The 19487-nt window shown below is 72.2% G+C and carries 19 protein-coding genes and 1 pseudogene; 10 read left to right on the plus strand and 10 right to left on the minus strand.

Going from position 1 to position 19487, the window contains the following annotated elements; translation table 11 throughout:
* The coding region (locus tag CRP55_RS27235; RefSeq protein ID WP_498368170.1) for an NlpC/P60 family protein at positions 1-949 on the minus strand (949 nt) is incomplete at its 3' end.
* Positions 950-1318: 369 nt separating this feature from the next.
* Here CRP55_RS27235 and CRP55_RS27240 point away from each other — a divergent pair.
* Together CRP55_RS27240 and CRP55_RS27245 are read left to right on the plus strand one after the other, a co-directional pair.
* On the plus strand, positions 1319-1708 hold the full coding sequence (locus CRP55_RS27240; RefSeq protein WP_097322979.1) for a VOC family protein: 390 nt from the start codon (positions 1319-1321) through the stop codon (positions 1706-1708).
* Positions 1709-1761: 53 nt separating this feature from the next.
* The gene (locus CRP55_RS27245; protein ID WP_097322980.1) at positions 1762-2112 is read left to right on the plus strand and encodes a VOC family protein; all 351 of its coding nucleotides are present in this window, start codon (positions 1762-1764) and stop codon (positions 2110-2112) included.
* A 49-nt stretch (positions 2113-2161) separates the two neighbouring features.
* Here the strand turns inward: CRP55_RS27245 and CRP55_RS27250 are convergent, their stop codons facing one another.
* On the minus strand, positions 2162-5551 hold the full coding sequence (locus CRP55_RS27250; RefSeq protein WP_097322981.1) for a bifunctional proline dehydrogenase/L-glutamate gamma-semialdehyde dehydrogenase: 3390 nt from the start codon (positions 5549-5551) through the stop codon (positions 2162-2164).
* A gap of 92 nt (positions 5552-5643) precedes the next feature.
* On the opposite strand from CRP55_RS27250, the gene CRP55_RS27255 reads away from it, so the two are divergent.
* The gene (locus tag CRP55_RS27255) at positions 5644-6585 is read left to right on the plus strand and encodes a LysR family transcriptional regulator (RefSeq protein WP_097322982.1); all 942 of its coding nucleotides are present in this window, start codon (positions 5644-5646) and stop codon (positions 6583-6585) included.
* A 31-nt stretch (positions 6586-6616) separates the two neighbouring features.
* On the opposite strand, the pseudogene CRP55_RS56055 reads toward CRP55_RS27255, so the two are convergent.
* The 3 genes and pseudogenes from CRP55_RS56055 to CRP55_RS27270 form a co-directional block, all read right to left on the minus strand.
* Positions 6617-7171 (minus strand): annotated as a pseudogene (locus tag CRP55_RS56055) (ion channel); the annotation flags it as partial.
* Positions 7168-7671 (minus strand): RDD family protein, encoded by a 504-nt coding sequence (locus CRP55_RS27265; RefSeq protein WP_245923394.1) that lies wholly within the window; start codon positions 7669-7671, stop codon positions 7168-7170. The gene CRP55_RS27265 and the pseudogene CRP55_RS56055, both read right to left, overlap by 4 nt.
* Positions 7668-8204, minus strand: a complete 537-nt coding sequence (locus CRP55_RS27270) for a hypothetical protein (protein ID WP_097322984.1) — start codon at positions 8202-8204, stop codon at positions 7668-7670. Before CRP55_RS27270 ends, CRP55_RS27265 begins: the two co-directional genes overlap by 4 nt.
* Before the next feature lie 149 nt (positions 8205-8353).
* On the opposite strand from CRP55_RS27270, the gene CRP55_RS27275 reads away from it, so the two are divergent.
* The gene (locus tag CRP55_RS27275; RefSeq protein WP_097322985.1) at positions 8354-9019 is read left to right on the plus strand and encodes a nitroreductase; all 666 of its coding nucleotides are present in this window, start codon (positions 8354-8356) and stop codon (positions 9017-9019) included.
* A 2-nt stretch (positions 9020-9021) separates the two neighbouring features.
* On the opposite strand, the gene CRP55_RS27280 is transcribed toward CRP55_RS27275, so the two are convergent.
* Positions 9022-9345, minus strand: coding sequence for a hypothetical protein (locus tag CRP55_RS27280; RefSeq protein WP_097322986.1), 324 nt, complete (start codon positions 9343-9345; stop codon positions 9022-9024).
* Between the two features lie 66 nt (positions 9346-9411).
* Here CRP55_RS27280 and CRP55_RS27285 point away from each other — a divergent pair, with 66 nt between their 5' ends.
* Positions 9412-9870: a hypothetical protein gene (locus CRP55_RS27285; RefSeq protein WP_097322987.1), complete on the plus strand. Its 459-nt coding sequence runs from the start codon at positions 9412-9414 to the stop codon at positions 9868-9870.
* A 9-nt stretch (positions 9871-9879) separates the two neighbouring features.
* On the opposite strand, the gene CRP55_RS27290 is transcribed toward CRP55_RS27285, so the two are convergent.
* From CRP55_RS27290 to CRP55_RS27300, 3 genes are all read right to left on the minus strand, one after another.
* Positions 9880-10821, minus strand: a complete 942-nt coding sequence (locus tag CRP55_RS27290; RefSeq protein WP_097322988.1) for a phosphoglycerate dehydrogenase — start codon at positions 10819-10821, stop codon at positions 9880-9882.
* Positions 10822-10882: 61 nt separating this feature from the next.
* Complete coding sequence (locus CRP55_RS27295) at positions 10883-11812, minus strand: HAD family hydrolase (protein ID WP_097323097.1); 930 nt, start codon at positions 11810-11812, stop codon at positions 10883-10885.
* A 71-nt stretch (positions 11813-11883) separates the two neighbouring features.
* Complete coding sequence (locus CRP55_RS27300) at positions 11884-14433, minus strand: winged helix-turn-helix domain-containing protein (RefSeq protein ID WP_097322989.1); 2550 nt, start codon at positions 14431-14433, stop codon at positions 11884-11886.
* Positions 14434-14741: 308 nt separating this feature from the next.
* On the opposite strand from CRP55_RS27300, the gene CRP55_RS27305 reads away from it, so the two are divergent.
* From CRP55_RS27305 to CRP55_RS27325, 5 genes are all read left to right on the plus strand, one after another.
* The gene (locus CRP55_RS27305) at positions 14742-16880 is read left to right on the plus strand and encodes a winged helix-turn-helix domain-containing protein (protein WP_097322990.1); all 2139 of its coding nucleotides are present in this window, start codon (positions 14742-14744) and stop codon (positions 16878-16880) included.
* Positions 16881-16938: 58 nt separating this feature from the next.
* A complete protein-coding gene (locus CRP55_RS27310) occupies positions 16939-17370 on the plus strand; it encodes a DUF7144 family membrane protein (RefSeq protein ID WP_143234904.1) in 432 nt (143 codons plus the stop codon).
* A gap of 101 nt (positions 17371-17471) precedes the next feature.
* Entirely contained in the window at positions 17472-17660 is a 189-nt protein-coding gene (locus CRP55_RS27315; RefSeq protein ID WP_097322992.1) for a hypothetical protein, read from the plus strand.
* Positions 17661-17662: 2 nt separating this feature from the next.
* Positions 17663-18523, plus strand: coding sequence for a YhjD/YihY/BrkB family envelope integrity protein (locus tag CRP55_RS27320; RefSeq protein WP_097322993.1), 861 nt, complete (start codon positions 17663-17665; stop codon positions 18521-18523).
* A 72-nt stretch (positions 18524-18595) separates the two neighbouring features.
* Positions 18596-19222, plus strand: a complete 627-nt coding sequence (locus CRP55_RS27325; RefSeq protein WP_097322994.1) for an HNH endonuclease family protein — start codon at positions 18596-18598, stop codon at positions 19220-19222.
* On the opposite strand, the gene CRP55_RS27330 is transcribed toward CRP55_RS27325, so the two are convergent.
* Complete coding sequence (locus tag CRP55_RS27330) at positions 19213-19434, minus strand: hypothetical protein (protein WP_097322995.1); 222 nt, start codon at positions 19432-19434, stop codon at positions 19213-19215. The genes CRP55_RS27325 and CRP55_RS27330 overlap by 10 nt on opposite strands.
* Between the last annotated feature and the right edge of the window lie 53 nt (positions 19435-19487).

Genomic DNA, 19487 nt, shown 5'->3' on the forward strand with positions numbered 1-19487 from the left:
CCAACTGCTCGACGTCCTCGTATTCGGTGACCCACCGGGCGCTGAGGCCACCGTCTTTCACCATGGCGACACCGTCAGCCGTCAGCACACCGATCCGGTCACCCGCCAGAACCAACTGCTCGACGCCCTTGTACTCGGTGACCCACCGGGCGCTGAGGCCACCGTCTTTCACCAAGGCGACACCGTCAGCCGTCAGCACACCGATCCGGTCACCGGCCAGCGCCAGCAGTTGGACATTTTTGTACTCGGTGACCCACTTAGCGCTGAGGCCACCCTCCTTCACCAAGGCGACACCGTCGGTCGTGAGCACGCCGATGCGCGGCGGCGGCGGGGGCGGCGGTGTCACCGACTTGATGTGGTCGTAGCGGACGGGGGTGTACCGGCTGGCGTGCACCGGCCGCCAGGTGCTCCGGACCGTGTCGTGCGAGCCGGTCTGCTCGATCACGATCGGACGAGTGTGTGCGGCGTCGGCCCAGCGTTCGAACAGCGCCACGTGGTCCTGGTGTGGATCACCCACGTGCCGCAGCAGGGCGTCGCCCGGCTGGAGCGCCCCGCGGGCGATGACATGCGACTTCTCGTGCAGATTGCCGGTCCAGTGTCCCTGGCCAGAACCGCCGAGGCCCCAGGCCATCGAGACGAAGCCGGAGCAATCCGTGCGGTAGCAGCCGTATTCGTTGCTGTAGCAGCGGTTCTGGCTGTACGGAACGACGACGGCGAGCCAGGAGCGCGCTCGGCGGAGCACCTCGTCCCTGGTCGGTGACTCGTCCGCCCCGTTGCTCCGGCACGGCTTGGGCGTCGTGGTGACCCGCTGCCTGGCGAGCGACGCCTTCGGCTGCTCGTCGAGCCAGGGGTACGACGGCAGCGGCGGGTCCCCGGGGAGGGTGCCGGCCGCGGGGGCCGGTGGATTGTCGGCCACCGTGGACGACAGCCGGGGCGATGTTCTGCGCATGGTCGTGGGCCTTTCGGATTCGCGGGCGTCATGGGGAGCCGGAGATACCGGCGCCCCCATAGGAGGGTGGACACCGGCCTCCGGCACGCTCGCCCCAGCTGACGCACCGTAGTCGAATGACCACCGAGTGCCATCTTTGGCATAGGCAGCCCATGAACACAATCAGCCCTCTCCAGGCGACAGCGCGGCTCGGCCAGGCGGTGGCGTCGTGGACAACCGCGCCCAAGCGCGTGATCGATCCGCTCCCGAACTGGTGGCGGCACGGTTGTGCCACTCGCCAAGCGCTGGCGCTCGCCAAGGCAAGGGCTGCCGTCGCCGGCTGCGATTGACGGATGTCGGACGATGGCAGCGGGCAACTATGGTGGCCCGATGGCGTCGGTGAGGAAGTTTCAGGTCACGTTCGACTGTGCTGAGCCCGTGCGGGTCGGCCGCTTCTGGTGCGAGGTGCTGGGCTACGTGGAGCCCCCGGCGACGGAGGAGCCCGATGCGTCGTTCGCCATCGTCGACCCCACCGGGGAGGGGCCGCGGCTCTTCTTCCAGCGCGTTCCCGAGGGCAAGGTCGTCAAGAACAGGGTGCATTTGGATGTACGCGTCGGCACCGGCCTGGTCGGTGCCGAGCGCCTGGCCGTCCTCGAGGCCGAGTGCGCCCGCCTGGAGGCGCTGGGCGCCAAACGCGGCCAACTCCTGCTGGCCGACGAGGAGAACGAGTCGTGTCAGGTGATGCAGGACGTCGAGGGCAACGAGTTCTGCCTCGACTGAGGCGATGAGGACTGAGCCGATGAGTTCCGGACGGTCGCGCGGTCTACCCCAACATGACCTCGATTCAGCCCATCGTCAGCACTCCCGACCTGCCCCGGCTGCGCGCCTTCTACGAGAAGGTGCTCGGCGCGGAGCAGACCCTCGACGAAAGCCCCGATTTCTATGTCGAGCTGCGCCTCGGCGCCACCAGGCTCGGCCTCGCGCAGAACGACAACACCGAGATCGGCGCCCCGGTTCGCGTCATCCTCAGCGCCGAGGTCGCTGACGTCGACGCGCTGCTCCCGGTGGTCGAGTCGGCCGGCGGCACCGTGCCCGGCCCGGCCAATGACATGCCGTGGGGTCAGCGGGTCGCGCACGTCCTCGACCCCGACGGCAACATGCTCAACCTGACCATGTGGCTCTGACGAGGCCCTCCCCACCGCCAACGGTGGGAAGGGCCTCGGCGGTGGTGCGTTACAGGGCCGTGGTGGCCAGGCGGTCCGGGTTGCCGAAGCGGTGAGCCGTGATGCTCACCGCCTGCTCGTGCAGGAACGGGAGCATCTCGATGCGGCCGGCCTCGGTGACCGGGCCGTGCCAGACGGCCAGGTCGGGGCGGCCCCCGGTGGCCGCGGTGACCTGGGACAAGGAGCCGCCGATCAGGCGTACGCGGCTGACGCCGTCCAGGCCGCGGGCCCACGTGGCGTCGTCCTCGACCGTGACCTCCACCGGCAGGTCGACCGGGACCGCCGACGAGACGCGGAGCGGTGCTCCGGCTCGCAGCCCGGCGGCCACGACGCGGGCCAGGGACGCGACCGGGGCGCCCTCGGCCAGGCGGATCGAGACCGGGACGGGCAGGTAGCGCAGCACGTTGCGCTCGGCCCACAGGCCCGACACGTCCGCCAGCTGGCCGAACTCGTCGGCCCAGGCCGCGGCGTCGCTGCGGGCGGCGCGGGCGACGAACTCGCTGTCGACGGAGGCCAGCAGCTTGCGAACCTCGGGGTGGTCGACCGTGGCCTCGGAGGTGGACGGCGCGGGAGCCCAGTGGGAGAGACCCACCAGGTAGTTCGGGCCGCCCGCCTTCGTGCCGGCGCCGACCGCGGAGCGCTTCCAGCCGCCGAACGGCTGGCGGCGGACGATGGCGCCGGTGATGCCGCGGTTGACGTACAGGTTGCCCGCCTCGATGCGGTCGAGCCAGGTGCCCAGGTCGGCCGGGTCGAGGGTGTGCAGGCCCGACGTGAGGCCGTAGTCGACCTCGTTGACCAGGTCGATCGCCTCGTCCAGGGTGGACGCGGTCATGATGCCGAGGATCGGGCCGAAGTACTCCGTGCGGTGGTACTCCGAGCCGCGGCGGACGCCGTCGCGGACGCCGGGGCTCCACAGGCGGCCGCTGTCGTCGAGCTGCTTCGGCTGCAGCAGCCAGCTTTCGCCGGCGCCGAGCTTGGTCAGGCCGTCCAGCAGTTTGCCCGCGGCCGGCTCGATGACCGGGCCGACCTGGCTCTCCGGGTCGGACGGCCAGCCGACCGTCAGCGACTCCACCGCGTCGATCAGCTGGTGGCGGAAGCGCTGCGAGCGGGCCACCGAGCCGACCAGCACGACCAGCGACGCCGCCGAGCACTTCTGCCCGGCGTGGCCGAAGGCCGAGGCGACGACGTCCTTGACGGCCAGGTCGAGGTCGGCGCTGGGGGTCACGATGATGGCGTTCTTGCCGCTCGTCTCGGCCAGCAGGGGCAGGTCGGGGCGGAAGGAACGGAAGAGCTGGGCCGTCTCGTACGCCCCGGTCAGCACCACCCGGTCGACCAGCGCGTGACCGACGAGCTGGCGGCCCAGCGCCTGCTCCTCGACCTGCACCAGGGTGAGCAGGTCGGCGTCGGGCAGGACCGGCTTGATGATCTCGGCGAGCAGTGCTCCGCATCGCTCGGCCTGACCGGCCGGCTTGAGCGCCACGGCCGAGCCGGCGGCCAGGGCGGCCAGAACCGAGCCGGCCGGGATGGCCACCGGGAAGTTCCACGGCGGCGTGACCAGCGTCAGCTTCTCCGGCACGTGGGTGGCGCCGTCGACATCGTCGAGACCGGCCGCCAGCTCGCCGTAGTAGTGGGCGAAGTCGATGGCCTCGGACACCTCGGGGTCGGCCTGGTCGGCCGTCTTGCCGGTCTCGGACGCCATCACCTCGATGAGGTCGGCCCGCCGGGCCTCGAGGGCCTCGCCGACGCGGTGCAGGATCTCGCCCCGGGCCTTGCCGGACAGCGCGCCCCAGGAGGCGGCGGCGCCGACGGCGGCGTTGAGCCGGGAGTCGAGCTTGCCCTCGGTGGTCACCCGGGCCGCGTCGATGGTCTCGACACCGAGCGAAGACGAGGGCACCCGGGCCAGGACCGCGCGGACCAGGTCGCGGTTGGCCGCGACGGACGGGTCGGTGTCCGGGGTGTTCTCGAAGTGGCCGGGCTTCGAGGGGGCGACGGCGGCGAACCGGTCGGCCACGCGGTGCGGCGGCGGGACGGTTTCATCGAGCGCCGCGAGAGACGCCAGGAAACGGTCCCGCTCGCGGACGAACAAAGCCTCGTTCTTGTCCAGCTCGAAGACCGCCGACATGAAGTTGTCGCTGCTGGCGCCCTCCTCGAGCCGCCGGATCAGGTACGCGATGGCGACGTCGAACTGCTCCGGGCGTACGACCGGTGTGTAAAGCAGCAGACCGCCGACCTCGCGCCGGACCACCTCGGCCTGGCCCTCGGCCATGCCGAGAAGCATCTCGAATTCGATTCCCGGCCGTACGCCGCGGCGACCGGCCAGGAGCCACGCGTACGCGACGTCGAAGAGGTTGTGGCCCGCGACGCCCAGGCGGACGTTGCCGATCCGGTCGGGGTGCAGGGCGTAGTCGAGGACGCGCTTGTAGTTGGTGTCGCTGTCCTGCTTGGTGTTCCAGGTGGCCACAGGCCAGCCGTGCACGTTGGCCTCGACCTGCTCCATCGGCAGGTTGGCCCCCTTGACCAGGCGGACCTTGATGCCGGCGCCGCCGCTCGCGCGGCGTTCGCGTGCCCACTCCTGGAGGCGGATCATCGCGGAGAGGGCGTCCGGGAGGTACGCCTGCAGGACGATGCCCGCCTCGAGGTCACGCAGCTCCGGCTTCTCGAGCAGGCGGGTGAAGACCGCGATGGTGAGATCGAGGTCTTTGTACTCCTCCATGTCGAGGTTGACGAACTTCTTGGTGCGCGCGGTGGCGGCCAGCCGGAACAGCGGGGTCAGCTGCTCGACGATGTGACCGACGGCCTCGTCGAACGCCCACGGGTTGTGCGGGGCGACGGTGGCCGACACCTTGATCGACACGTAGTCGACGTCGTCGCGGCCCAGCAGCCGCTCGGTCTCGCGCAGGCGCCGGGTGGCCTCCCCGCGGCCGAGGACGGCCTCGCCGAGCAGGTTCACGTTCAGGCGTACATCACGGCGTTTGATCTTGGAAATGGCCTTGCCGAGCTTGGCGTCGGTGGCGTCGACGATCAGGTGGCCGACCATGCGGCGCAGCACGCGGCGGGCGATCGGCACGACCACGCCCGGCATGACCGGCGCCAGGGTGCCGCCCAGGCGAACCGCGGCCCGCAGCGGAGCCGGCAGGAAGCGCGGCACGTCCGGCGCGAGCGCGTGCAGGGCGCGGGCGCTGACCTTCAGGTCCTCGGGGCGGACGACGCCGTCGACGAAACCGACCGCGAAGGCGAGGCCCTTGGGGTCCTTCAGGACGCCGGCGAGTTGCGCGGCGGAACCGCCCACCGGGATCGTCGCGGCCTCGTGCAGCCAGCGGCGGACCAGGGCAACCGCCTCGTCGGCGAGTTCGTTGTCCGCGGCCGGGGTGCTGGCCGGGGAGTGGGCGACGTCAGTCATGCCGAAAGTGTCCTTCCGAGTTCCGTTCAGGAAAAGCGACGGTTCATGACGAGTACTATTCACTTCTTCTTACGCTTCGTACGGGGGTTCCGATGCTCGAGATCCGGCGTCTGGTGCTGCTGCGCGAGCTGGCCATCCGCGGCACCATCGCGGCCGTCGCCGAGGCACTCAACTTCTCCCCGTCGGCCGTGTCGCAGCAGCTCAGCCAGCTGGAGAAGGAGGCCGGCATGCCGCTGCTGCGCAAGGCCGGGCGCCGGGTCCAGCTCACCCCGCAGGCCGAGGTGCTGGTGGCGTCGGTGGACGAGGTCCTCGACACCCTGGAGCGCGCCGAGGCCCGCCTGCAGGCCGCCGGGACGCGCGTGAGCGGGCGCGTGCGCGTCGCGGTGTTCCAGTCGGCGGCGCTCGCGCTGATGCCGGCCACCCTGCTCGCCATGGCCACCCGCTTTCCCGACGTCCGGGTCGAGATGGTGCAGCGCGAACCGGAGGAGGCGCTGCGCGAGACCTGGGCCCGCGACTTCGACATGGTGATCGCAGAGCAATACCCGGCGCACGCCGCGCCACACCATCCCGGCCTCGACCGGCGCCCGCTGACCACCGACCCGATCCGCCTGGCCCTGCCCGCGGCCGAGGTCGCCCTGCGGCCGGTGGCCTCCCTGGCCGAGGCCCGGCACATGCCGTGGGTGATGGAGCCACGCGGCGCCGCCTCGCGCCATTTCGCCGAGCAGCTGTGCCGGAGCACAGGCTTCGAGCCGGACGTACGCTACGAGACCGCCGACCTGCAGGCCCACATCCGCCTCGTCGAGTCGGGCAACGCGGTCGCCCTGATCCCCGACCTGGTCTGGGCCGGCCGGCAGACCTCGTGCCGCCTGCTCGACCTGCCGCTGATGCCGCGGCGGACCATCTTCACCGCTCAGCGGGTGGCGGGGGCGGCGTCACCGGCGGCGCGGGCGTTCCGGACTGCTCTGGAGGAGACGGCGAGCTCCGGTGCCACAGTCGCGGACGCCACGCCTCCACCACCTTCGCCACGGCCGTGACCAGGAAAAGCTGGCCGACGAGGGCCTCCAGCACGGCCAGGGTCTGCCCCGGGTTGCCCGCCGGCACGACGTTGCCGTAACCCGTGGTGGTCAAAGTGACGAAGCTGAAGAAGAGCGTGTCGGCCAAGGTCCCGTCGCCGACACCCCGCCCGAAGAAGGGGCCCGGTTGCAGCGTCGCGATGCACCGATAGGCGAAACCGAAGGCCATTCCGAGCATCAAGTACGCCGAGAGGGCGCCCAACATTAGTTCCCGGTCGGCGTCCGGGCGGCGGGCCACGTCGCGCACGATCGCGATCGGCGCGATCAGGTAGAGCGCGCTGCTGGTGATGAAGGTGGCGGCGGTGAGCAGCCGGTTGGCGTCGGTGACCGCGTTCCAGGCGGCGGTCATCAGGGCCAGCACCAGCACCACGCTGGCCACGGTCCGCACGCCCCGGCGGATGGCGGAGACCCGCAGCGCGTACCAGACGGTGCCGACCTGCACGAGCAGCACGATCGAGATGGACCAGTACCCGCTGAGCGACGTGGCGAGCACGTAGGTGGTGGCGATCAGGATGATCACCGGCAGGTACGAGCGCTTGGGCGTCATTCCGGACTCAGGCGCAGCACCGCGGTCCGGGCGATCTTGTCGTGGATCGCCTGGTGGCGGCGGTCGACGAGGATCCAGGCGGCCCCGATCGGGAAATAGCCGAGCACCAGGCCGCGGACGAGCGCGGCCAGCCAGCCCACCGGCCGCCCGCCGGCCGTGACCACCCGCAGGCCCAGCAGGGCCATGCCCGGGGTGCGCCCGGCGAGCAGCCAGAACACGGCGCAGTAGACGCCGAAGACGGCCGGCAGGGCCAGCGCGAACGCGCCCACCAGCAGCGTCTGCATCTCCCGGACGAGGATGCCGGCCACCTCGCCGACCAGGGCCAGCACGGCGATGGCGGCCGTACCGAAACCGGTGACGATCAGGGCGTCGATGAAGTAGGCGATCAGGCGGCTGACCGGCCCGGCGTAGACCTTGACCGGCCGGCCCAGCCCGTTCGCGCTCACCGCGGGCCGGCCCAGGGCGTCGCTTACTACGGGCCGCCCGGCGGCGTCGCTCACCGCGGGTCGGCCGGGGGCACCGGGACCGGGTCGCCGCCGCGCCGCAGCACGCGGGTGGTGACCCGGTCGACCGCGGTGTCCCCGGCCGCGGCGCCGTTGCGGATACGGCCGACGAGCTCGTCGACCATGGTGTCGCGCTGCCCGCGCACGAGCGGCTGGATGCGTTCCGGCTCCTCGGCCAGCAGGGCGAGCACATCATCCAGAATCGTGCGGACCAGCGGCCGCAGCACCCGCTCGAGCTGCGCGTCGACCACCCGGTCGGCCAGCTCCGAGGTCGCCACGGCCATGACCGCCGCGTCGAACGCGGCCTTGGCCCGCGCGGCCCGCCCGAGCATGCCCGCGGCGGCCTGTTCCCGCTCGGCGGCGCCGCGCCCGGCCAGCCCGTCCAGCCCCGCAGTGAACCGGCCGGCTGCCTTCCCGGCCGCCCCGGTCCCCGCCTCACGCACATCGACGAAGACCCGAACCGTCGCGTCCTGCGCCTGGAAGACCGCACCCAGCGCCGCATCACGCCATTTGCCGAGACCGTCTGCCACAGCGCTCACCTCATCCATCGCGGCCCGTCGCGCTCATCGTGCCGCCGACCTCACCGCCCCTACCTCATCTCGCAGGGATGAGACTCCACTCGGACCGTAGCGGAGCCGCCTCCTGAGCCTGATGGACGTTCCCTTCCTATGATCGTTCGATGGACGTGTACGAGGCGGTGAGCAGCCGCCGTTCCGTGCGGGCGTTCAGCGATCGGCCGGTGCCCAGGGCCGTGCTCGAGCGCGTGCTGGCCGCCGCCGCGCGGGCCCCGTCGAGCGGAAACCTCCAGCCGTGGCACCTGTACGTCGTCACCGGCGAGCCCCTGACCGCCCTGAAGCGGCGCGCGACAGCCCGGGCGCTGGCGCGGGACCCGGGCGACGCACGGGAATACCCCATGTACCCGGCCGAGCTGGTCCCGCCCTACCTGGACCGCTTCTCCGCCGCCGCCACCCAGCGATACGCCGCGCTGAACATCGACCGCGACGACCCGGACCGTCCCATGAAGATCGCCGCCCTGAACACGGAGGCGTTCGGCGCCCCCACCGTCCTGTTCTGCTACGTGGACCGGTCGATGGGACCCGGCCAGTGGGCCGACGCCGGCATGTACCTGCAAACCGTCATGGTGCTGCTCAGGGCCGAAGGACTGCACAGCTGCCCTCAGGTCATGTGGACGATGTACCGCGAGACCGTCAGCCAAGCGGTCGGAGCTCACGAAGACCAAGTGCTGCTGTGCGGCGTCTCAGTGGGTTTCGAACGTCAGGACGCGCCACAGGCACACACCGGGCGGGCGCCCCTGACCGAGACAGTCAGCTTCATCGGCCCGTAGCCCTAGAATTCGCCGACCCCGGGGTGTGACCTGGAGACGACCTCGCCATAACTGTCGCCGGCGGCGGGCCGGCCCTGGGACCGTGTGACGGGCCCTGCGGCAAGCTTCATGGTCGCGGCGGCGACCGTCACGCCTCCGAGAAGCAGGGCAACGAATCCGGCCACGATGCGCTGCACGACCGAGCCTTCCCCGAGCCCGGCCACGGTGACCGCTCCGGAGAAGACCAGGAGGGCCCCGACCAGAAAGGCGGCCCCCACGAGATAGCTTCCGATCACGACGGCCGCGAACGCGCTCCGCGACATGGCCGCCGAACCCTGGCGCTCCATCCGCCGATCGTAGGCGCCCCTCACTCCCCGAACAAGGCAAACCCGGCGCCCTCTACGCTGCCCCGGGTGAGGATCGAGGCCACGACTGTCCTGTGTTCCTTCGCCGACCGCGCGAACCCCGGCTACGGTCAGATCGGCTACTACCGGGGCACCGGCGCGACCGCCATCGAGCACACCATGAATCCCCGCACCCCCGGCTTCGTCAAGGCCCACCGCGACCCCGCCCACACGATCGGCCGCTCCCGCCAGACCTTGCGCGGCCACGACTGGCTGACCATCGTCCCCGCCGAGCTGACCACCATCCTGGGCGGCGCCGAAGCCTTGGCCGCCACGGGAGCCTTCACGGAGGTCCGCCCCTTGACCCACGGCGGCGTGGCCCTGCTGGCCACCCGCGACTTCAAGGACTACAACGCAGCCACCGCCGAGCCCCCGTTTCACGCCCTGGCCCCGGTGCTGCCGTCTGCCGGCCCTCTGTTGGTCGAGCAGCCCCCATGGACGCCACCGGCGTTCGTCATGGACAGGTGAGAAGGCCGGCTACCGCGACACCACGTTCTTCAACGGCTCTCCCGCGACGAACGCCGCAAGGTTCGCGGAGACCAGGCCGGCTGCGCCCACCGGGCGGCCGCCGGCCGCGTGCGGTGTGATGATGATGTTCGGCTCGTCCCACAGGGGGGACGAGGCCGGCAGCGGCTCGGTCTCGAAGACGTCCATCGCCGCGCCCGCGAGGCGGCCCGAGCGCAGCGCCGCCAGCAGCGCCGCCTCGTCGACCGTCGTCCCGCGGCCCACGCTGATCACCCAGGCTCGCGGGGGCAGCAGGGCCAGCACCGAAGCGTTCAGCGCGTGTGCCGTGGCGGAGGTCGCGGGCAGGATCGAGATCAGCACGTCCGTCCGGGGCAGCAGCGACGGGAAGGCCTCCTCCGTCACCACCTCGAAGCCGTGCCGAGTACCCGCGGTCCGCGCCACCCCCGTCACCGTCGCGCCCAGGGCCGTCAGATATGGCGCCAGCGTGGCCGCGATGCCGCCGAAGCCCCAGATCACCACCTGGGCGTCGCGCAGGGTGCGGAACGCGGTCGGGTCGTGCACCGGCTGATTGCCGCCGAGTTCCTGCGCCCATCGGTGGCCGACCTGGGCCCGTACGAGCAAATTGAGACGCCTCGCCGCGGCAAGCGTGAGTCCCAACGTGTGTTCCGCGACCGTCAGGTCGTGCAGTCCCGTCCCGGACGTGATCACCACGTCGTCGCCGAAGCCCGCCGCCAGCACCGCGTCCGGCCCGGCCGCCAGGGTCTGCACCCAGCGCACGTTCGTCAACCGAGAGGCCATGTCCTTCAGCGAAGCGGCGGGATTGCCCCACACGACGACCGCGGACGCGTCGAGTTGATCGTCGGAGAGGGGCTTGTCGACCGCGTAGACGGACGTGGTCACGTCGGAAGGCAGGGCGAGGTCCAGCGCGATGCTGTCCGGAATCAGGAGCTTCATGGTCCAAAACTAACCTCGGGTGCGCGGGGATCGCCCTCCCCGCGCACCCTCGGTTTCCCCCTCAACGAGGGCCGAAGACCTGTGACCAGTCTCCGGCCATGCTCACCGCCACCCAGTTCTCCGCCTCCGCGGCCGCGATCGCCTCGGTCGCGCCGGCCGTGTACGCGAACTCGCGCTGGGCGTCGTCGTGCACCACCACGATGCGCAGCGGCTCCCGGCGGCCCCCGCCCGCCGCCCGCAGCATCGGCAGGTCGCCGTTGGCGTTGCCCACGGCCAGGATCGGGTGGCGGCCGATGCGGCTCCAGATGCGCACCGGCTTGGCCGGCCCGTCGTCGAAGACGTCCAGCCGGGCCGTGTGCACGATCCGGCCGTCGCGGTACTCGAGCGCCACCGAGCTGCCGATCACCCGGTCGGCCGGGATGCCGTACACGTCCGCGCTGACCGTACGCAGGAAGTCGCGTCCTCCCCCGGTCGCGATGTAGCAGCTGAAGCCGTTCGCCACCAGGTAGTCGATGAGCTCGCGCATCGGCTGGTACGCCGTGTCCGCGTACGGCCGGTTGAGGGTCGGATGTTCGCCTTTGACGAGGAAGTCCCGGGCCAGCTCGGCGAATTCGTCGACCGTCGTTCCCTCGTACGCCTGAAGCAGACCCGCCGCCATCTCGCGCAGATCGGCGTCGTCGCCCTGGTAGTGCTTGGTGATCGCCCCGCCCAGCCAGTCGTGGTCCTTCTCCGACACCGCCTTGAAGGGCTGCCGGCTGCGCAGCGCCGGATATCGGTCGGCCAGCTCGCCGATGCGGCGCAGCAGGAAGTCCGCCTGCACGGGCAGTGGTTTCTCGCACCACAGCGTGCCGTCGTTGTCGAAGACCGCGATGCGGTCCTCGGGCGGGATCCCGGCCACCGCGACCGCCACGAACTCGAGGATCCGTTGCCTCGATGGGGTTTCCCGCCACGACGGGAGGACGGCCGGCGCGCTGGTAAGACTCTCGGTCATCTCATGCTCCGTCCCCATGCCGCTGAGCATCTCGGCTCGCCCGGCGGGGGTCGTCACCCCCACCGGATGAGCTACAGCAGGCCCAGGTCGCGTGCCCGGCGCACCGCCTCGTTGCGGCGGGTCGCGGCCAGTTTGCGCAGCACGCCGCGCACGTGTGTCTTGACCGTGTTGACCGAGACGTACATGGTCCGGGCGATCTCCTCGGTGGAGAACAGCTGCGCGAGGTAGCCGAGGACCTCGGTCTCCTTCGCGGTGAGCGGTTCGACCATGACCGGGGCGGCCGGCGCCGCCGGAGGCGGCGGGGCGGCGGGGACCGGCACGCTTGCGGGGCGCGGGGTCGCACCGAGCCAGTCATGGCGTACGGCGAGATCGCGATCCTCGCGGAGGAACCGCCGCACCGTGGCGGCCGTCTCGAGCAGGGGCCGCCGGAGACGTTCGGTCTCGGCCAGGGCCAGCGCCCGGTGCAGGGCGCGCCGGGCCCGGTCGCGACGCCCGTCGGTCAGCTCGGCCGCGGCCGTGACCAGCCAGCCCTCGACCCGCACGTCCAGCGGCAACCCGGGCCGTTCGCCCAGCGAGGCCACCACGCTGCGGGCCCGGGTCGTCTCCCCGGCCGTCACCGCGGCCAGCGCCTCGGCGATGGCGTGCGGCGCGGTGGTGCCCTTCGCCGACGGCGGCCGCCCGGGGGCGAGCAGCGCGTCACGGGTCACCGCGATCATCTCGGTGAGCCATGGCGGCATCGTGCCGGCGGGCGCCGCGGTGAGCGCCTCGACGGCCCGGGCCGTGTCGCCGCCGCCACGGTGCACGCGGGCCCGGACCAGGGCCAGCAACCCGGCAAGCAGGGCGTCCGGGTGTTCCTCGAGCCGCGCCGCCGCCTGTTCGGCGTGCACGCGGGCCGCGGTCAGGTCGTATTCGTCGGTGTGCACCCAGGCCAGGGCCACGTCGGCCGCCGCGTCGCCGGGGGTGTCGTCGGCACCGGTGCGATCCAGGGCACGGCGGGCGTGCTCGTTGGCCCGGCGCAGGCGGCCGCAGAGGGCCTCGGCCAGGGCGAGCCGGCCCAGCACCTCGCCTCCGTCGTTCTCGGACGGTTGCAGCACCGCGCAGGCGCCGGTCAGGTCGTGCCGCCAGAGCAGGCTCTCGGCCCGGGCGAGCCGGATCAGCGAGGCCAGGGCGGACGGCACGGCGACGCCGGTGACCAGCGCGTCGTCGAGCAGCCGCCAGGCGAGCTCGGCCGAGGCGGCCAGGTCGTCGGGCCGGCCGTGGCGCCGGGCGCGGGCCACGTCGACCGCGGCCAGGCTCAGCGGCAGGGAGATGTCGTGCCCGCCGGCCATCTCGCCGGCCCGCATCAGATGTTTGGCGCAGGCTTCGGGGTCGTCGAGATAGTGGGCGACGGCCGCGGCGACGACCGCGGCCTCGGGCCGGTCGAGGTCGGGCGGCATCGGGGTGAACGCGGTGGCGCCCCGGCCGTCGAGCAGGTCGGTGATGCCGAGGCTGCGCACCACCGAGGTGGCGGCCAGGGCCCATTCCTTCGCGAGCAGGGCGTGCGGCAGCGCCTCGGCGTAGCGGTCGAATCCGGCGTACCAGCGGGCGGCCCGGCGGTGCAGGCCGGTGACCCGGTCGACCGGTCCTTCGCTCAGGGCGGCCAGCAGCACCTCGCGGACCTGCGGGTGGTGCACATAGGTCCGCTCGCCGCCGGCGGCCGCGGTCACGAAGACACCTTGGCGGGCGAGCCGGTCGAGGACCTGGGCGGCGTCGCGGCGCACGCTGAGCTCGACGGCCAGCCCGGCCGGGAGCCGCTCGGCCACGCAGGTGCGCAGCAGCAGCTCGCGGGTGGCCGCGGTCTGCTCGCCGAGCAGCTCGTTGCGGATGTAGTCGGCCAGCTCGTCCTTCTTGTCGCCGGACATGGGCAGCGCGCGGGCCTCCAGGCGCAGCGCGGCGGCCCAGCCGTGCGTCTGCTCGGTCAGCTCGGCCACGGCGTTCGGCCCGAGCCGGGTGCCGTGGGCGGTCAGCAGCGCGTCGGCCTCGGCCGGGGTGAAGGCCAGCTCGTCGTGGCGGATCTCGGTGATCGAGCCGGCAAGGCGGTAGCGGTGCAGCGGCAGCGGCGGATCCGTGCGGCCGACCAGCACGCAGCGCAGCATCGGGCCGGCGTGCTCGATCAGGAAATGCAGACCGTCCAGGATGGACGCCCGGGTCAGCGTGTGCACGTTGTCGAGGATGAGCACGACCGGCTCCTGCTGGGCCGACAGGGCCACCACGAGACGGACCAGGAACGAGCGCTCGGCGCCCTCCTGCCATGGGCTGGTCACGTGCACACCGGCCCGGTGCAGGGCGGCCACCACATATGACCAGAAGGTCTCGGGACGGTCGTCGTCCGGTTCCAGTGTGAGCCACCCGACCCGGCCGCCGGCGTGGCCGCTGGCCGTCCAGTCGGCGACCAGGCTGCTCTTGCCCGATCCGGCCGGCCCCGTCACGACGGTGAGACGGCGGGCCGGCCCGGTATCGAGCCGCTCACGCAGTCGCTCGCGGACCACCCACCACGGTGGAAGGCCCGGCGGCTCCAGCTTGATCGTCATGATCGGCTCGCCGTCGGTCGTCGTCAGCTCGGTAGCGATCTCCCCATGCATCCAGTACCCCCATATGCGATCGCCCCGCCTGCGTTCGCACCAGTGCCGCCCAGGCGCGTCGCGGCCTGCCACGGGGACTCCGGTGTCTACGCAGAGTTTTCTACCGATCATCAACAGTCACATCACCCGACCTGGGTGATTCCGTAAGTGGATGACGAGAGCGGACAGTCACCAGGTCATGAGGTCCACGGGTGGCAAAAGTTGTGCGACGACCCGTTGCGGCGACTGCACAGTGTGCGATCTGATGATTACTCGATCTCGCCGGTCACCGACCGGCTTCACGTTGGCGGACGGGGGTCACGGCGCCGATGACACGCGGGGAGCTGGTGCCGCGCCGCAGGCTGATCACCGATCTGGCCGCGGTCCGCGACGACGTGCCCCTGATCCTGCTCGTGGCACCGCCCGGCTATGGCAAGTCGATCGCGCTGCGCCAGTGGGCCGCCCGCGACCAGCGGTCCTTCGCCTGGGTCACCGCCGAGCCGGCCGACCGCGATCCGCACCGGCTGCTGCGCCGCATCGCCCGGGCCATCGGCGAGATCCACCCGGTCGAGCCGGCCACGTGGCGCTCGCTGTCGGCCCCCGCGTCCGAGCTGGCCGGCGAGGCCGTGCCCCGGCTGGCCGCCACGGCGCCCGAGGTGCTGGTCATCGACGACGTCCACCTGCTGCGCGGCACCCCCGGCCAGCAGCTCGTGCTGGCCCTGGCCGAGAGCCTGCCGACCGGGTCGCACCTGGCGATCGGCGCCCGCAGCCGGCTCGGCCTGCCGGTCGGCGGGCTGCGCAGCCAGGGCCGGTGCGCCGAGTTCGGGCCGTCCGACCTGCGGCTGTCCCGGGCCGAGGCGATCAACCTGATCCGGGCCACCGGCACGGCACTGCCGGCCGAGCAGGCGCTGGGGCTCAACCGGCGGTTCGAGGGGTGGCCGGCCGGCGTCTACCTGGCCGCGCTGAGCCTGCGCGGCCGCTCCGACGCGGTCCGCGCGGCCGGGCAGGTCACCGGGGCCGACGCCTACCTCAGCGAATACTTCCGGGAGGTGGTGCTGGCGGCCGAGCCGGCCGACACCGTCCGGTTCCTGCTGCGCTCGGCCACCCTGGACACTCTCTCCGGCGGCGTCTGCGACGCGGTGCTGCGCCGGCACGGCTCGGGGCAGCTGCTGGCCGGCCTGGCCGTCCGCAACCTGTTCGTCGCGCCGATCCACCCGGCCTCCCGTTCCTACCGCTATCACCCGGTTTTCCGGGAGATGTTGCTGGCCGAGCTGCGCCGCCGCGAGCCCGCCGCCGAGCCGGCCCTGCACCGCCGGGCCGCCACCTGGTTCGAACGGCGTGACCAGGCCGAACCGGCCGTGCGGCACGCGGCCGCGGCGGGCGACACGCGGGCCACCACCCGGCTCGTGCTGCGCCACGGGCGCGGGCTGATCAACGAGGGCCGGGCCGGGCCGGTCGCCGACGCGCTCGACGGGCTGGGGCGGGGAGCGGTCGAGCAGGACGTCCGGCTCGCCGCGCGGGCGGGGTGGGTGTACGCGTTCGCCGGCCGAACGCTGCAGGCCGGCGCCTGCCTGACCGCCGCCACCGGCCAGGCCGCTCCGGACGCGAAGACGGCGGCCGCGGTCGAGCGGCTGCGGGCCGCGCTGGCACCGGGCGGTGTCGACGGGATGCTCGGCAGTGCCCGTCGCGCGGCCCGCGCCGAGCGTCCCGGCTCGCCCTGGTACGCGACGACGATGGTCCTGCTCGGCGTGGCCGAAGGGTTCACCGGCAACACCGTGCTGGCCACCGCCCGCTTCGCCCGGGCCGCCCGGACCGGCGCGGAGTATCCGGTGCCGGCCGCGCTGGCCCTGGCCGGCCTGGCCTGGCACGCCGCCGACCAGCACGACTGCGCCGCCTCCGCCGCGTACGCCGAGGAGTCGGCCGCGCTGCTCGGCCCCGGGTCGCGCACTTACGGCTGGGCCGTCATGACCCACCTGGTCCGGGCCCGGGTGGCCCTCGAGACCGGCGACGCCACCGCCTTCCGCCTGCTGCTGGGCGAGGCGGCCGAGGCCATGGAGCAGGCCCGGCCGTTCCCGTGGCTGGTCGCGGCGGCCTCCCTCCGGCTCTCCCGGGTGACGCTCGACGCCGGCGACCATACGGCGGCGTCGAAGGCGGCCGTACGGGCCCGGCTCGCGCTCGACCAGCTCACCACCACCGGCGTGCTCGCCGAGCGGTACCGGGCGCTCACGGCCGACCTGGGCCGGGAGTCGGCCGCGGACACCGGGGCCGGCACGGCCGGGCTGACCGCGGCCGAGCAGCGGGTGCTGCTCCTGCTGCCGACCCACCTCACCCTCAACCAGATCGCCGGCGAGCTCCGGCTCTCCCGCAACACGGTCAAGACCCAGGTCGCGGCCGTCTACCGCAAGCTCAGCGCCTCGACCAGGGCCGCCGCGGTCGTCCAGGGGCGCGAGCTCGGCCTGCTCGACTGACGCCGCTCATTCCTCACGGGTGAGGCCGATACTTCCCCGGCGGCTCACCCTGATGGCCATGTCCGTACAGAATGAGCCGACCCGGGTCACCGCGTGGGCGGGCTGGGTCGTATTCGCCGCGGTGCTGCTCGGCATCGTCGGCATTCTGCAGGTGACGCTCGGGATCATCGCCCTGTTCCGGCACGAGCTGTTCGCCATCGACGAGTCCCGGCTGCTGGTCGCCACGAGCTGGACGGCCTGGGGCTGGACGCATCTGATCATCGGTGCCGTCCAGATCGTCGTGGGCCTCGGCCTGCTGGCCGGCGCGAGCTGGGGACGGATCTTCGCCGTCGTGCTGGCGTTCCTGAGCTCCCTGACCAACCTGGCCTTCCTCGCCGCGTTTCCGGTGTACTCCCTGCTGATCATCTCGTTCAACATGATCACGATCTACGCGATCACGGCACACGGCAAAGAGGTGCGCCGGGACTACGACGAGAGCTACGACGAGTAACGCCCCGTCCGACCACCCCACCGCCGCCCTAGACCTGACTGAAGGCGTCCCATCCTCTGCGGGTGAGGCAATTCGGCCGTACGGAATCGGAGGATTCAGCCATGACGAAGTCTCGGAAGAAGAGCAAGGCGAAGTCGCGCCGGCCCGCCATCCTCGCCGCGGCCGGTGTGGCCGCGGCCGGCGTGGCCGCCGTGGTGATCGGCCGCCGCAAGAACCGGGCCGAGTCGGAGCCGGCGGCCGAGGCCGCCACGGCCACGCCGCTCGCCCCGGTGAGCACCGACAGCCGCTGACGGTGACGACCCGGCCGGTGCTCAGCGCGCCGCGCTGGGCGGAAGCCCTGTGGTCGTGGGCGTCCACCCGCTGGCCCGGCCGGGTCGGCCTCGGCACCCTCGCGGCCATCGTCCGGCTCGAGATCTTCGATCGCGCCATGACGCTGGCCGCGCAGCTCTTCACGTCCATCTTCCCGCTGCTGATCATGATGGCGGTGCTGCTGGGCCGGACCTTCGACGAGAAGCTGGCCGAGGTCGTGAAGGTGCCCGACGAGGTCGCGAAGGTGCTGAACGAGGCCATCTCGGGCAGCAGCGTCAACGCGTTCGGCGTGATCGGCGCGCTCATCGTGCTGGTGTCGACGACCAGCCTGGCCCGCGCGTTCACCCGCGTCTACGCGACCATCTGGGGCCTGCCCCGCCCGCGCAGCAACCCCCGTCACGCCTGGCGGTGGATGGTGGCGGTCCTGGTTCTCGCGTTCAGCGTGGTGGCCATCCGGTTGCTGGAACGGGCCGCGCTGGAGGCGCCGGCGCCGTGGGTGACGGTGGCCCTGGTGACCCTGGCCGCGGACTTCGGCGGCGCCCTGTTCGTGCCGTGGATCCTGACCGCGCGGCAGATCCCGGCCCGGCTGCTCGCGCCCGGCGCGCTGCTGTTCGGAGTCGTCATGCTGGTGCTGCGCCCGGTGGGCGCGTTCTACCTGCCGCACGCCCTGGATGTCAGCGCCGCCCGCTTCGGCACGATCGGCGTGGCTTTCACCTACATCGGCTGGCTGTACGTCATCTCCTTCGCCTACCTGATCACGGCCTCCGCCGGCCAGGTGATCGCCACCGACCCGGGCCGGCTCGGCCGCAGGATCCGCGGCATTCATTCAGACGTAGGACACTGACGGGATCTCCACACGTTCACTCCCGGGGTCGAGACTGATCGTCATCGATCCCCTGTCCCCCGGGAGCTGAAGATGAAGCGCCGCCTCGCCCTGCTCGTCACCCTCGCCGTCGCCTTCACCGTCGCCGCCGCCGGCCCGGCCGCGGCCACCCCGCCGAACATCCCCTCGGCCACCACGGCCCAGTCCCAGCTGAACGCCCTGACGGTCGCCACGCAGGGCTCCACCAGCGGATATTCCCGCGACCTGTTCCCGCACTGGATCACGATCAGCGGTACCTGCAACACCCGCGAGACGGTCCTGAAGCGCGACGGCTCCAGCGTCGTCACCAGCTCGGCCTGCGCCGCCACCTCGGGCAGCTGGTACTCCCCGTACGACGGCGCCACCTGGACCGCCGCCGCCGACGTCGACATCGACCACGTCGTCCCGCTGGCCGAGGCGTGGCGCTCCGGCGCCAGTTCGTGGACCACCGCCAAGCGCCAGTCCTTCGCCAACGACCTGACCCGCCCGCAACTGATCGCGGTCACCGACAACGTCAACCAGTCCAAGGGCGACCAGGACCCGTCCACGTGGCTGCCGTCCCGCACGGCGTACCGCTGCACGTACGCCCGCATGTGGATCGGCGTGAAGTACTACTGGGACCTCACCCTGCAGTCGGCCGAGAAGACCGCCCTGCAGAACACCCTCGACAGCTACTGCTGACGCCCGAACTTCTTCCGCAGCAGGTCGAGGTCCTTGCGATCGTCGACCCATTCACGCACGAACCCGCAGGTGAGGCAGATCAGGCGAGCGAACAGGACGAGGCGCAACGCGCTGACCGCCACCCCACTGACGGCCTGGCCGGAGAACCTGTCGGACGGGATCCGGATGATGTCGTCCTGGCCGCAGTTCGGGCACACGCCGAAGGAAGTCACCCCATGATCGTCCGCCCCACTGTCAAACTCAGCGGGGCGGACCGACCGGCGTC

The organism is Paractinoplanes atraurantiacus (genome assembly GCF_900215205.1).
Classification (GTDB): domain Bacteria; phylum Actinomycetota; class Actinomycetes; order Mycobacteriales; family Micromonosporaceae; genus Actinoplanes; species Actinoplanes atraurantiacus.